Source organism: Candidimonas humi (assembly GCF_019166065.1).
Lineage (GTDB): Bacteria > Pseudomonadota > Gammaproteobacteria > Burkholderiales > Burkholderiaceae_B > Candidimonas > Candidimonas humi.
Genome location: NZ_JAHTBN010000001.1, coordinates 689,664 through 703,320, shown reverse-complemented (window position 1 = coordinate 703,320; position 13,657 = coordinate 689,664). Strand labels below are relative to the sequence as shown.

General features: G+C 66.8%; 13 protein-coding genes. 10 read left to right on the top strand and 3 right to left on the bottom strand.

Translation table 11 applies throughout. The annotated features are described in order from the left end of the window. Window positions 1-27: 27 nt before the first annotated feature. Together rsgA and KVP10_RS03045 are read right to left on the bottom strand one after the other, a co-directional pair. Window positions 28-963, bottom strand: coding sequence for a ribosome small subunit-dependent GTPase A (gene rsgA / locus KVP10_RS03050; RefSeq protein WP_217962960.1), 936 nt, complete (start codon window positions 961-963; stop codon window positions 28-30). Then, the gene (locus KVP10_RS03045) at window positions 911-2,155 is read right to left on the bottom strand and encodes a M48 family metallopeptidase (RefSeq protein WP_217962959.1); all 1,245 of its coding nucleotides are present in this window, start codon (window positions 2,153-2,155) and stop codon (window positions 911-913) included. Before KVP10_RS03045 ends, rsgA begins: the two co-directional genes overlap by 53 nt. A gap of 140 nt (window positions 2,156-2,295) precedes the next feature. Here KVP10_RS03045 and orn point away from each other — a divergent pair, with 140 nt between their 5' ends. Continuing rightward, window positions 2,296-2,841, top strand: a complete 546-nt coding sequence (orn, locus tag KVP10_RS03040; RefSeq protein ID WP_217962958.1) for an oligoribonuclease — start codon at window positions 2,296-2,298, stop codon at window positions 2,839-2,841. Window positions 2,842-3,034: 193 nt separating this feature from the next. On the opposite strand, the gene paaX is transcribed toward orn, so the two are convergent. Further along, the gene (gene paaX, locus KVP10_RS03035) at window positions 3,035-3,994 is read right to left on the bottom strand and encodes a phenylacetic acid degradation operon negative regulatory protein PaaX (protein ID WP_217962957.1); all 960 of its coding nucleotides are present in this window, start codon (window positions 3,992-3,994) and stop codon (window positions 3,035-3,037) included. Between the two features lie 898 nt (window positions 3,995-4,892). Between paaX and paaA the strand changes: the two genes are divergently transcribed. From paaA to paaK, 9 genes are all read left to right on the top strand, one after another. After that, window positions 4,893-5,885 (top strand): 1,2-phenylacetyl-CoA epoxidase subunit PaaA, encoded by a 993-nt coding sequence (gene paaA / locus KVP10_RS03030; protein WP_217962956.1) that lies wholly within the window; start codon window positions 4,893-4,895, stop codon window positions 5,883-5,885. Between the two features lie 193 nt (window positions 5,886-6,078). Next, a complete protein-coding gene (paaB, locus tag KVP10_RS03025; protein ID WP_217962955.1) occupies window positions 6,079-6,366 on the top strand; it encodes a 1,2-phenylacetyl-CoA epoxidase subunit PaaB in 288 nt (95 codons plus the stop codon). An 11-nt stretch (window positions 6,367-6,377) separates the two neighbouring features. After that, on the top strand, window positions 6,378-7,142 hold the full coding sequence (gene paaC, locus KVP10_RS21210) for a 1,2-phenylacetyl-CoA epoxidase subunit PaaC (protein ID WP_246600256.1): 765 nt from the start codon (window positions 6,378-6,380) through the stop codon (window positions 7,140-7,142). Further along, window positions 7,139-7,657, top strand: a complete 519-nt coding sequence (paaD, locus tag KVP10_RS21205; RefSeq protein WP_376810900.1) for a 1,2-phenylacetyl-CoA epoxidase subunit PaaD — start codon at window positions 7,139-7,141, stop codon at window positions 7,655-7,657. Before paaC ends, paaD begins: the two co-directional genes overlap by 4 nt. A gap of 209 nt (window positions 7,658-7,866) precedes the next feature. Continuing rightward, window positions 7,867-8,949 carry a 1,2-phenylacetyl-CoA epoxidase subunit PaaE gene (paaE, locus tag KVP10_RS03015; protein ID WP_217962954.1) on the top strand — a complete coding sequence of 361 codons (1,083 nt, stop codon included), beginning with the start codon at window positions 7,867-7,869 and terminating at the stop codon, window positions 8,947-8,949. A gap of 102 nt (window positions 8,950-9,051) precedes the next feature. Further along, the gene (gene paaN, locus KVP10_RS03010; RefSeq protein WP_217962953.1) at window positions 9,052-10,716 is read left to right on the top strand and encodes a phenylacetic acid degradation protein PaaN; all 1,665 of its coding nucleotides are present in this window, start codon (window positions 9,052-9,054) and stop codon (window positions 10,714-10,716) included. Window positions 10,717-10,825: 109 nt separating this feature from the next. Further along, window positions 10,826-11,614, top strand: coding sequence for a 2-(1,2-epoxy-1,2-dihydrophenyl)acetyl-CoA isomerase PaaG (paaG, locus tag KVP10_RS03005; protein WP_217962952.1), 789 nt, complete (start codon window positions 10,826-10,828; stop codon window positions 11,612-11,614). Further along, window positions 11,614-12,087 (top strand): hydroxyphenylacetyl-CoA thioesterase PaaI, encoded by a 474-nt coding sequence (paaI, locus tag KVP10_RS03000; protein ID WP_217962951.1) that lies wholly within the window; start codon window positions 11,614-11,616, stop codon window positions 12,085-12,087. The genes paaG and paaI overlap by 1 nt, the downstream gene beginning before the upstream one ends. 153 nt (window positions 12,088-12,240) lie before the next feature. After that, complete coding sequence (gene paaK, locus KVP10_RS02995) at window positions 12,241-13,551, top strand: phenylacetate--CoA ligase PaaK (protein WP_217962950.1); 1,311 nt, start codon at window positions 12,241-12,243, stop codon at window positions 13,549-13,551. The last annotated feature ends 106 nt before the right edge of the window (window positions 13,552-13,657 follow it).

Below are 13,657 nucleotides of genomic sequence, written 5' to 3'. Positions count from 1 at the left end.
GGGAGTTCCCGGGCCGGCCGTGCCCGATCAATAGCGGTTCTTCGCCTCGTTCTCGGCGAGGATGCGCTGGTACAGCGCATGGCGTTCCGGCGAGATCTCGCCGCGCTGCAGCGCGGCCAGCACGCCGCAGCCCGGCTCGTGGCGGTGCGTGCAGTTGTAGTAACGGCAATACTGGATGGCCTGTCTGAATTCCGGGAAACCCTGCTCGATCTCGTGGGCGCTCAGGTGGTACAGGCCGAAGGCCTGGAACCCGGGCGAATCGATCAGGTCGGCGTCGGCCTCGGGCACCCTGTACATGCGTGTGCTGGTGGTCGTGTGCTTGCCGGTGCCCAGCGCCTGCGAATGGGCCTGCGTGGCCGCTTGCGCCTCGGGCACCAGGGCGTTGAGCAGGGTGGATTTGCCCATGCCGCTCTGGCCCAGCAGCAGGCTGGTCCGCCCGTGCATCAGCGGCAGCAGCTTTTCGCGGACCTGTGCGTGGTCGAGCGCGCTTAGTTCGAGCACGGGCACGCCCAGCGCCGCCAGGCCCGCCAGGCGCGCGCGCGCGGCATCCAGTCCGGCCGCAAGATCGGCCTTGTTGAGGATCACCACGGCGTCGATGCCGGCGCTGCCGGCCGCTACCAGCGCGCGTCCGGTCAGATCGTCGGAAAAAGCCGGTTCCGTGGCTACCACCAGCAGCAGCAGGTCGACATTGGCGGCGAATTGCTTGCTGCGCATGTCGTCGGAGCGGTAGAGCAGATTGCTGCGCTCCAGCACCTGCTCGATGGCGCCTTCGTCCGCGCCCTGCAGGCTGATGCGTACCCGGTCGCCCACCGTGGCCAGCGCTTTTTTACCTCGCGGAAAACACTTGAGACGGCGGCCGTCGGCCAGCTCGACCTCGTAGTGGCGGCCGTGGGCGGCGACGACGCGCCCTTCAGCCGTGCTGGAGGTGGCGGATGCGCTGGATGGCCGGCGGGTGGCTGTCATAGAACGCGGAGTGCAGGGGGTCGGGGGTGAGCGTGGCGGCGTTGTCGTCGTACAGTTTGACCAGGGCGCTGGCCAGCGGCGCGGCGGTGCATTGCTGCACGGCGTAGCGGTCGGCCTCGAATTCGTCGCGCCGCGACAGCCGGCTGGCCAGGGGGCCGGCCCAGAAGGTGAAGACCGGGGTGGCCAGGAAGAACAGGATCAGCGCCAGCGCGTCGTTGGCCCGGCCCATCTGGGGCAGCACGCCCAGGCCGGTGTAGAACCAGACCTTGCCGGCGAGCCATTGCAGCACCAGGAAAAACACCAGGGCCAGCGCAAAGCTCAGGACCATGCGCTTGATGATGTGCCTGTGCTTGAAGTGCCCCAGTTCGTGGGCCAGCACCGCTTCGATTTCTTCGGGTGCCAGGCGCGCCAGCAGGGTGTCGAAGAAGACGATGCGGCGCGACTTGCCGAAGCCGGTGAAATAGGCGTTGCCGTGGGCCGAGCGCTTGGAGCCGTCCATCACGTACAGGCCGCCCAGGGTAAAGCCGCAGCGCCGGGCCAGGGCGCCGATGCGCTCGGAGATTTCGGGGTCGTCCAGCGGCGTGTAGCGGTTGAACATGGGAGCGATGACGGTGGGCAGCAGCCACAGCATCAGCACATTGAAGCCCACCCAGACGAGCCAGGCCCACCAGCCCCAGTACGCGCCGGCATGGGCCATCAGCCACAGCACGAGTGCGGCCAGCGGAGTGCCCAGCACCAGCGCCAGCAGCAGCCCCTTGCAGGCGTCCAGCGCGAACAGCTTCGGGGTCATGCGGTTGAAGCCGAAGCGCGCTTCGAGGCGGAAGCGACGCCACAGGGAGAACGGCAGGCTGACCAGTCCCATGATCGCCAGTACGCAGCCGATCAGCGCCAACTGGCGCCACATGTCGCCGCCAATGGCGCGTCCCAGGGTCACGTTCAGGTACTGCAGGCCGCCTAGCAGGGTCAGCCCGACCAGCACGGCGGCGTCGACCACGCGCTCGAGTATGCCCAGCTGCATGCGCGCCACGGTGTAGTCGGCCGCGCGCTGATGGCTGTACAGGCCGATCTTGGCGGCGAATTCGGCGGGAACCTCGCCGCGGTGGGCCTGCACGTAGCGGATCTGGCGCGAGGCCAGCCACAGGCGCAGTGCCACGTCCGCGAGCAGAAAGGCGATGAACAGCAGGGTGAACATAAACAGGAATGGCTGATGCGAGTAAGGGTGGGGCTGCTGCGGTGGCGCCGGCTCGCGGGCCGGCGCCGCGCCCGCTGGGTCCGCTGCCAGCCACGCCGCGGGCGGGTGTGCGAAAATCTCTTTTTTGAGGAAGATTATATATGGCCGTCAACGATCAGCGTCTGGTGTGGCTCGACATGGAAATGACCGGGCTGGACCCTGAAAAAGAACGCATCATCGAAGTGGCCCTGGTCGTGACCGAACCCGACCTGAGCTTGGTGGCGCAGGCCCCGGTGCTGGTCATCCACCAGGACGACGCATTGCTGGACGCCATGGACAAATGGAACAAGTCGACGCACGGCAAGAGCGGCCTGATCGACAGGGTCCGGGCCTCGACGCTGACCGAGGCCCAGGCCGAGGACCAGTTGCTGGAATTTTTGCCGCGCTACGTGCCGGCCGGCAAGTCGCCGCTGTGCGGCAACACCATCAGCCAGGACCGGCGCTTCATGTTCAAGTACATGCCGCGGCTCGAGGCCTACTTCCACTATCGCAACCTGGATGTCAGCACGCTCAAGGAGCTGTCGCTGCGCTGGAAGCCCGAGGTTTACCGCAGCTTCGTCAAGCAGAGCAAGCACGAGGCGCTGGCCGACATCTACGAGTCCATCGAAGAGCTCAAGCATTATCGCGAGCACTTCATCAAGTTGTGATGCGGATGCGCGCTCGAAAAAAGCCGGGTGCGTAAAAGAAAAGCTGCGTGCATGAAAGAAGGGGGCTGCCAGAAGGCTGGCGGCTGGCGTGTTGCTGAGCCTTGCGATGCGAATCGTGCGGCGTCGGCCGCGTGTCCTGTTCCCCCCGGCGCGGCTGGCGTTCGGGCTGCGCGGCCGCGTATCCGCGTGAGCCTCAGGCCGAGGCCAGGCCGCGCACGGCGGCCGGGCTGTGGCCGGCGAAGCGCTGGTAGACGCGCGGGTCCAGTTCGCGGTAGTGGCTGGGGTCGCGGCTGATGACGGCTATCAGGTGTTCTTCGGCCCGATCGAACACGGTCCAATAGAGTTCGCCGCACAGTTCGCGCGCGGCCAGCCCCGGCCAGTCGGCCGGCAGCATCTGCGCGGGCAGTTGCGGGTCATGCAGCACGATGCGGCGCCACTCGTGCAGGGTCAGCGCCCGCAGCGCAAAGGCCAGGTCGGGCGGGGCGTCGCGGCCCGCCGCGCGCAGCAGCGGCGCGAAGGTGGCCGAGAAGTTCCGGTAGTGCTGGGCCACTTCGTCCAGGTCCCAGCATTGCGGCACCAGGCCGGCCAGGCTGGATTCCTGGTCTGCGCCCAGGTCGCTGGCGTCCAGGATCAGGGCTTTGTCTTGCACGCCCAGTTTGTCCAGCACTTTGCGCGCGCGCGCCGCGTGGTTGCGCGGCAGCGCGAATACGCCGGGCGCGATGGCGGCGAAGCCGGCCCAGATGAGTTCGCGCCGCAATTGGCCGCGGCCGTCCAGGCTGCTGTTGCCGAAGCGCGGCAGCACTACCAGTGTCCAGTGTCCGTCCCAGTCTTCGCGCGGGCCGCTGTAGATGCGCTCGGAGGCGCCTTGCGTCAGCGCCAGGCCGGATGCGCTGAGGCGGTAGAGGCTGCGCCGGCCGTGGCGCTCGGACTGCAGCCAATCCTGGGCCACCAGGCGGAAAACGCTGGTGCGCAGCAGGCGTTCGTTGATGCCCAGCGGTGTCACCAGTTCGATGAGGTCGCTCAGCCAGATGCTGCCGCCGTGCGGTCCTATGGCGTCGCCCAGCAGGGTTACGCTCAGGGATTTGGCGCGCGGCGGGTCGCGTTCCAGCAGGGCGTGGAGCAGGCTGGGCAGCGTGCTCGAGGCTTCGGGCATGGCGGGTGGGGGCTCCTGATCGGGTTGATATGCGGGTTCGGGGCTCATCTTATACCAGACCCTCGGTATGGCTGTAGCGCGGGTTGGGGGGGGGCAATATTCAGGCAATATTCAATTTGGCGCGTCGGGGGCAGGGTTCTTGATTTGCGGCCTGGAAGGGTTTGCCGTTTGTGCGTCGGGGATTGGGGTTCTTTAGGCCGCGGCCTGGAGTGGGTTTGTTGTTTGTGCGTCGGCGGCTGCGTTTTTGATTCGCGGCCTGGAACGGGCTTGTCGTTGGTGCGTCGACGGCTGCGTTCTTGATCCGCGGCCTAGAACGGGGTACCTCCTTCCGGTTCGATGACCCACTCACCTCCAGGAGGTACCCCGTTCTCTCCGCTGGTTTTGTAGGCGGGCGGGGGGTGTGGGTTCTGGTTCGTCGGGGGGGGGGGTCTTCAGATGCGGGCTGGAATGGATTTGTTGTTTGTGCTTCGGCGGCTGCGTTCTTTAGGCCGCGGCCTAGAACGGGGTACCTCCTTCCGGCTCGATGACCCACTCGCCTTCAGGAGGCACCCCGTTCTCTCCGCTGATTTTGTAGGCGGGCGGGGGTTGTGGGGTCTGGTTCGTCGCGGGGCTGGATTCTTCAGGTGCTGGCTGGCTCCAGGAAGCAACCCGTTGTCTCTGCTGGTTTTGCAGATGGGCGCATGGCACGGCGGCTTGGTGTGTCGGCTTGCGCTTGCGGCCTCGGGATTAACCCGCATTACCCCTATTTGATACTAAAATTTGATTGACATCAATTTTTCTGTAATAAATAATACTCGGCATAGGCGACACGAATTTATTCATGCGCCGGCGCGGGCCGATATGTCGATGCCGCGCCAGGCTCCGGCAGTACCAACCCAGACCCAGACAGGAGGCCGCCATGTATGCGCAGCTAGTCGAAACCGGCGTCAAGCGGGTGCGCAGCACCGACGAACTCAGTGGCCCGGAACGCGAGTTCCAGGAACGCATCGACGCGGGCATACGCATCGAGCCCAAGGACTGGATGCCCGAGGCCTATCGCAAGACGCTGGTGCGGCAGATTTCGCAGCATGCCCATTCCGAGATCGTCGGCATGCTGCCCGAGGGCAACTGGATCACTCGCGCGCCTACGCTCAAGCGCAAGGCGATCCTGCTGGCCAAGGTGCAGGACGAGGCCGGGCACGGGCTGTACTTGTACAGCGCCGCCGAGACCCTGGGCGTGTCGCGCGACGATCTGGTCGACGACCTGCACGCCGGCCGTGCCAAGTATTCCAGCATCTTCAATTACCCGACGCTCACCTGGGCCGATATTGGCATGATAGGTTGGCTGGTCGACGGTTCGGCCATCATCAACCAGATCCCGCTGTGCCGCTGTTCCTATGGGCCTTATGCGCGCGCCATGGTGCGCGTGTGCAAGGAAGAATCCTTCCACCAGCGCCAGGGCTACGACCTGCTGATCCAGATGTGCCTGCACGGCACGCCCGAGCAGAAGGCCATGTGCCAGGATGCGCTGAACCGCTGGTGGTGGCCGGCGCTGATGATGTTCGGCCCGTCCGATGCCGAATCGACCAATAGCACGCAGTCCATGCAGTGGCGCATCAAGTTGTTCTCCAACGACGAACTGCGCCAGAAGATGGTCGACCAGAGCGTACCGCAGGCCGAGTATCTGGGCCTGACGGTCCCCGATGCCGATCTCAAGTGGAACGAAGAGCGCGGCCACTACGATTTCGGCGAGATCGACTGGGCGGAATTCCATGCGGTGATCAAGGGCCATGGCCCCTGCAACCGCGATCGGCTGGCGGCCCGGGTGGCCGCCCACGAAGAGGGGGCCTGGGTGCGCGAGGCGCTGTCGGCTTATGCCGCCAAGAAAGAGCAATTGCCCGCCGCGGCCTGAGCCTTTGCGTGCCGGATACGGATGCCGGGGTTCGGCGCGTACGCAAAGCCCGGGATACCCGAAAGGCGGCGCCGATGTACCGCAACGGGTTCCCGATGCAGGTCGCCGATAGCTGATAACTGGTAACTGATACTGATAGCCATCGATATATGAACGGCGCGTCCGCCGCAGGCGCCGCGCCCGGGAGCAAGAAATGAAACAGGACGCATGGCCCCTCTGGGAGGTCTTCATCCGCAGCCAGCACGGCCTGGCCCACAAGCACGTGGGCAGCCTGCGGGCTTCCGACGCCGAAATGGCGATCAACAACGCGCGCGATGTGTATACGCGGCGCAACGAGGGCCTGAGCATCTGGGTGGTGCGCGCCGCCGATATCGTGGCCAGCAGCCCCTCCGACAAGGAACCCTTGTTCGAGCCCGCCAATAACAAGGTCTATCGCCATCCCACCTTCTTCCCCATGCCGGAAGAAGTCAAGCACATGTAGAGAGGCCAGCCATGGACCGATCCCTGTTCCAATACGCTCTGCGCATGGGCGACACCACGCTGATCCTGTCGCAGCGCCTGGCGCAATGGTGCGGCCACGGCCCGGCGCTGGAAGAAGACCTGGCGTTGACGAACCTGTCGCTCGACCTGCTGGGCCAGGCCAGGCTTTGGCTGACGCTGGCCGGGGAAGTCGAGGGCGCGGGCCGCGACGAAGACCGGCTGGCCTACCTGCGCGATGCGCCCGACTACCGCAACTATTTGCTGGCCGAGCGCCCCAACGGCCACTACGGCGACACCATCGCGCGGCAATTCCTGTTCGACGTCTGGCATTATTTCCTGCTGCAGGGCTTGTCGGGTTCGGCCGACGAGCGCGTCGCGGCGATTGCCGCCAAGTCACTGAAAGAAGTCACTTATCACGCGCGCCGTTCGGCCGACCTGGTGGTGCGCCTGGGCGACGGCACCGAGCTCAGCCACGGCCGGATGCAGGCCGCGCTGGACGAGATCTGGTTCTATGTGGGCGAGCTGTTCGTCGACGACGATGTGGTGGCCGACCTGGCCGGGCGCGGCATAGCGGTGTCGCACGAGGCGCTTTGGCCTGCTTGGCACGAGCATGTCGCCGCCGTATTGCAAGAAGCCACGCTGCGCCTGCCCGACGCCGCCGACGCCCGCCATCCGGCCTACCAGGGCGGCCCGTCCGGCCGGCATACCGAGGCGCTGGGCTACATACTGGCCGAAATGCAGCACCTGCAGCGCACTTATCCCGGAGCCTCGTGGTGAACACCCAAGCCCGCACTCTCGATCGGCCGTCCACGCAGCAGCTGCGCGACTGGCTGGCCGGCGTGCCCGACCCGGAAATCCCGGTGCTGTCGGTGCTCGACCTCGGTATCGTGCGCGACCTGCGCTGGGACGGCGCAAGCTGCGTGGTCACGATCACGCCCACGTATTCGGGCTGTCCGGCCATGCAGGAAATCTCCGCCGGCATACGCGCCGAACTGGCACAGCACGGCGTAGACGATGTACGCATCGAGACCCGGCTGGCCCCGGCCTGGACCACCGACTGGATGACGCCGGCCGGCAAGGCTGCGCTCAAGGGCTACGGCATCGCGCCTCCGGGCGAGAAGGCCATCGATATTTCGGGCCTGTCGCGCCGCGCCGGCGCGCCCGCGCCCGCATGCCCGCATTGCGGTTCGCCGCGCACGCGCCTGATCAGCCAGTTCGGCTCCACCGCGTGCAAGGCGCTGTATCGCTGCGCGGCCTGCGGCGAGCCCTTCGATTATTTCAAGGCGCATTAGGTTTAAAGGTGCATCAGGTTTCAAGGCGCATTCGGCGCGCAGGCGCGGCTGCTGTCGTACGCTCCGCAGCAGGCTCGTAGCGGCCGTGGCTCGCGGCGCCGGCAAGTGCAGGCAGCGCGGCCGGCAGGCCGGCGGGCCCGGGCGGATGCGTGCAAGTTCATATAGACGCACATAGACAGACATATATATAGACGAAGACGATACGATCCATGGTCCAGTTCTATCCCCTCAAGGTGGCCGCGGTCGCCAGAAACACCCGCGACGCGGTGGTGGTGACCTTCGACGTGCCCGACGATCTGCACGGCACTTTCGCGTTCCGCCCCGGCCAGTACCTGACGCTGCGCACCCAGGTCGACGGCGAAGAGCTGCGCCGCTCATATTCCATCTGCGCCGCGCCGCACGACCGCGAGCTGCGGGTGGCCATCAAGCGCCTGAACGACGGCGCGTTTTCCAGTTGGGCCAACGAACACCTGGCCGCCGGCCAGACGCTGGAGGTCATGCCCCCGGACGGCCATTTCACGGTCGACTTCTCGCTGCAGCAAAGCCGCGGCTACGCGGCCTTTGCGGTAGGCAGCGGCATCACCCCCATCCTGTCGCTGGTCAAGACCGCGCTGGACACCGAGCCGGGCAGCCGCTTTACGCTCTTCTACGGCAACCGCGCCTCGTCGGCGGTGCTGTTTCGCGAAGAGATCGAAGACCTGAAGAACCGCTATATGGACAGGCTGTCGCTGGTGTACATCATGAGCCGCGAGACCCAGGACATCGAGCTCTTCAACGGCCGCCTGGACGGCGCCAAGGTCGAGCGCCTGCTGGCCAGCTGGCTGAGCCCCGACGATATCGACATGGCCTTCATCTGCGGCCCGCAGGACATGATCGAGTCGGTCAACCAGGCGTTGCAGGACGCGGGCCTGGACAAGTCGCAGATCAAGTTCGAGCTGTTCGGCTCGCCCAAGGGGCCGCGCGCGCTGCGCACCGGCCAGGAGGCGCGCAAGGCGCCCGGGCGCCATGAATGCGAGCTCACCGTCATCCAGGACGGTTTCACGCGGACCCTGACCATAGAAAAGGACAAGGACAGCGTGCTGGATTCGGCCCTGGCGCAGGGCGTGGAACTGCCGTATTCCTGCAAGGGCGGGGTCTGTTCGACCTGCCGCTGCAAGGTCGTCGAAGGCGAGGTCGACATGGATGCCAACTTTGCCCTCGAAGACTACGAGGTGGCGCGCGGCTTCGTGCTGAGCTGCCAGAGCTTTCCGGTCAGCGACCGCCTGGTCATAGATTTCGACCAGGAAACCTGAGTACCCATTATCCAGCCGGCCTGGCGTACATTTGCCCAATAATGCGGCGCCCCTTTCAGTAATTAACAGGCCCTGACCCGGCCGTCCCTAGGAGCAGCAAGAGTGCCCGTCGATTTCTTTAATACCCACCAGGAAGTCCTGGAGCGCGCGGTGGCGGCCACGGCCGAACGCGGCTACTGGAGCCCTTATTCCGAGTCCCCCAGCCCCCGCGCCTATGGCGAGAACGCCGCGCAGGAGGGGCTTGCCGCCTTCCAGGCCATGCAGGGCCAGCCTTTTGCCCTCGACCAGCAGGGCGCGCAGGGCCAGGTGGGCGGCGAGGTGTCGCCCTACGGCCCGGCCCTGGGCATCACCTATCCGCGCGTGCCGCCGCAAACGCTGGTGGCTCGCGCCGAGGCCGCGCTGGAATCCTGGCGCGAGGCCGGCCCGCGCGTCTGGGTGGGCGTGGCGCTCGAAATCCTGCAGCGCCTGAACCGCCACACTTTCGAGATCGCCCATGCCGTGCAGCACACCACCGGCCAGGGCTTCATGATGGCCTTCCAGGCGGGCGGCCCGCACGCGCAGGACCGCGGCCTGGAGGCCGTGGCCTATGCCTGGCAGGAAATGTCGCGCATCCCCGGCCTGGTGGACTGGGAAAAGCCGCAGGGCAAGCACGATCCCATACGCATGCGCAAGCAGTTCACCGTGGTGCCGCGCGGCGTGGCGCTGGTGATCGGCTGCTCCACATTCCCTACCTGGAACGGCTATCCCGGGCTGTTCGCCAGCCTGGCCACCGGCAACAGCGTGATCGTCAAGCCGCATCCGGCGGCGATCCTGCCGCTGGCCATCACCGTGAAGATCGCCCGCGAGGTGCTGGCCGAGGCCGGCCAGGATCCGGACGTGGTGCAACTGGCCGCGCACGCGGCCGACGACGACACCGCGCAGGCGCTGGCGCTGGATCCGGCCGTGCGGCTCATCGATTTCACCGGCAGCAGCGCCCACGGCCAGTGGCTGGAATCCAATGCCCGCCAGGCCCAGGTCTATGCCGAGAAGGCCGGGGTCAACCCGGTGATCATCGATTCGGCCGAAGACTTCAAGAGCGTTGCGCGCAATCTGGCGTTTTCCCTGACCCTGTATTCCGGGCAGATGTGCACCGCGCCGCAAAACATCTACGTGCCGCGCGACGGCATCCCGACGGCCCAGGGCCGCCTGAGCCTGGACGAAGTGGCGCAAGGGCTGGCCGATGCCCTGGGCAAGCTGGCCGCCGATCCCGCCAGGGCGGTCGAGCTCACCGGTGCGATCCAGAACGCGGCCACCTTGGCCAGGCTCGATCAGGCCCGCGGCCTGGGCCTGCCCATCGTGTGCGACAGCCGCAGCCTGGCGCATCCCCAGTTCGAGGCGGCGGCAGTGCGCACGCCGCTGCTGCTGCGCGCCGAGGCCGGCGACCCCAATCTCGAGCGCGAGTGGTTCGGCCCGATCGCTTTCCTGGTAGCCGTCGATTCCACCGCGCAGGCCATCGAACTGGCACAATCTTCGGTAAAGCGCCACGGCGCGCTGTCGATGTCGGCCTACACTACCGACGACGACACCGCGCGGGCGATGCGCCGCGCGGCCGAAAGGGCAGGCGTGTCGCTGTCGCTGAACCTGACCGGCCCGGTGTTCGTCAACCAGACCGCGGCCTTCAGCGATTTCCACGGCACCGGCGCCAATCCGGCGGCCAATGCTGCCTTGTCCGATTCCGCCTACGTGGCTAACCGCTATCGCGTGGTGCAGACACGCTGGCACGCGTGATGACAGCGCCGCGGCCGCGCCGGCTCGCGAGGGCGGCCAGCCTTGCGCGGGCCAGCGGCGGCCGCAAGGCGCGCCGGTGTACATGACAGCTTCGATCAAAGGAGGATCGATGGATTACCAGAGTATCGAATTCGGGCTGGAACAAGGCATAGCCCGCATCACCCTGAATCGTCCCGACAAGCTCAACAGCTTTACCGCCGCCATGCACGGCGAACTGGCCGATGCGCTCACGCGCGTCGAGTCGCAAGGGGCGCGGGTGCTGGTCCTGACCGGCCGCGGGCGCGGCTTCTGCGCCGGCCAGGATTTGTCCGAGCGGCAAATGAGCGCGGGCTCGGCTCCCGTGGATCTCGGCCACACCATCGAGACCTATTACGCCCCCTTGGTGCGGCGCCTGCACGCGCTGCCCATGCCGGTGGTGGTCGGCGTCAACGGCGTGGCCGCCGGCGCCGGCGCCAACCTGGCGCTGGCCGGCGACATCGTGATCGCCAAGCGCTCGGCCAGCTTCATCCAGGCATTCTGCCGCCTCGGGCTGCTGCCCGACACCGGCGGCACCTACGTGCTGCCGCGCCTGGTCGGGCACGCGCGCGCCATGGGGCTGGCGCTGCTGGGCGACAAGCTGCCGGCGGAAAAAGCCGAGCAGTGGGGCCTGATCTGGGAATGCGTGGACGACGAGGCCTTCGACGCGCGCCTGGACGAGCTGGCGCGGCATTTTGCCGCGGCGCCCACCAAGGGGCTGGCCGCCGCCAAGCGCGCCATCGACGCCAGCCTCGGCCATACGCTGGACGAACAGCTCGATCTGGAACGCGACCTGATGCGCGAACTGGGCCGCAGCGCCGACTACGCGGAAGGGGTCGCGGCGTTCCTCGCCAAGCGCGCTCCAGTGTTCGGGGGCAAGTGATGAGTACTTCCCAGGCTTTGGCGAGCGCCGCGGCGCTGCCGGAAGACCCGCAGCAACTGGCCGAGCTCGCCGCCCGCGCCATGTATGCGAAAGACCCCGCCACGCAGGCGCTGGGCGTGCGGCTGCTGGATGTCGGGCCGGGCCATGCGCGCATGAGCATGAAAGTGCGCGCCGACATGCTCAACGGCCACCAGACGTGCCACGGCGGCTTCATATTCGCGCTGGCCGACAGCACCTTCGCCTTTGCTTGCAATTCGCGCAACCAGGCGACGGTGGCTTCGGGCTGCACCATAGATTTCCTGGCGCCCGGCTTCGAAGGCGACGAGCTCACGGCCGAGGCGGCCGAGTCCTCGCTGGCCGGCCGCACGGGCGTCTACGACATACTCGTCACCAATCAGGACGGCCGGCGCATCGCGCTGTTCCGCGGGCGTTCCTACCGCATCAAGGGCCAGGTGGTGGACGCCGCCACCTGATCCGGCCGCGGCGCCGCGCTTGCGGCGCCCGCGCGCATCGTATCGGCGAGCATTGCGGCCGGCAAGGGCGCGCTCGCAGCGGCAACAGTAATGGTCTTGTGACCACGCAGAAACAACCATAGCAAAGTACCCAGGCAGGAGCCGGAAATGTCCATGAACCCGAAAAACCACGCAGGCCGTGATGCGATCGAACACGCCAGCCAGGACGAACTGCGCAGCCTGCAGCTCGAGCGCCTCAAGTGGTCGCTGCGCCACGCCTACGACAACGTGCCGCACTATCGCAAGTCGTTCGATGCCGCCGGAGTCCATCCCGACGACCTGAAGGAACTCGCGGACCTGGCCCGCTTCCCCTTCACCACCAAGCAGGACTTGCGCGACAACTACCCGTTCGGCATGTTCGCCGTGCCGCGCGAGGACATCGTGCGCATCCATGCTTCCAGCGGCACCACCGGCAAGCCGACCGTGGTGGGCTATACCAAGCGGGACATCGACAACTGGGCCGACCTGGTGGCGCGCTCGATCTGGGCAGGCGGCGGGCGGCCCGGCGACATCGTGCACGTGGCCTACGGCTATGGCCTGTTCACCGGCGGCCTGGGCGCGCACTACGGCGCCGAGCGCCTGGGCTGTTCCGTGGTGCCCATGTCCGGCGGCCAGACCGAAAAGCAGGTGCAGTTGATACGCGATTTCGGCCCGCACATCATCATGGTGACGCCCTCGTATTTCTGCAATCTGATCGAAGAAATGGAACGCCAGGGCCTGGATCCGCGCGAGAGCTCGCTGCGCATCGGCATCTTCGGCGCCGAGCCCTGGACCGGGCAGATGCGCCAGGACATCGAGGCGCGCTGCGGCATCGACGCCGTCGATATCTACGGCCTGTCGGAAGTCATGGGGCCGGGCGTGGCCATGGAATGCGTCGAATCCAAGGATGGTCCGGTGGTCTGGGAAGACCATTTCCTGCCCGAGATCATCGACCCTGTCACCGGCGAGCCGGTACCCGACGGCGAGCCGGGCGAATTGGTGTTCACCTCGCTGACCAAGGAAGGCATGCCGGTGATACGCTACCGCACGCGCGACCTGACGCGCCTGCTGCCGCCTACGGCCCGCAGCATGCGCCGCATCGGCAAGATCACCGGTCGCAGCGACGACATGCTGATCGTGCGCGGCGTGAACCTGTTCCCGACCCAGGTCGAGGAACTGGTGCTGAAGATGCCCGAATTGGCCGCGCAATACCAACTGGTGCTGACGCGCAGCGGCAATCTCGACGAGCTCGAGATCCTTACCGAGTTGCGCCCGGAGCACGATACGCTTGGCGCGCCCGAGCGCGACGCGCTGGCCGGCCGGCTGCGGCATGCGATCAAGACCTACATCGGCGTCAGCGCCCGCATCAGCGTGCAGGCCGCTGGCGGCATAGAGCGCACCGTCGCCGGCAAGGCGCGCCGCGTCATCGACAAGCGCAGCAAGTAGGCTAGAGGCCCTGCGGCGCCGCAGGGCTCGAGGATACAGATACAGACAGGCCGAGCGCATTCACAGGCCAGGGCCCTTCGTCCGCTCGCGGCCTGCCGCGCCCATG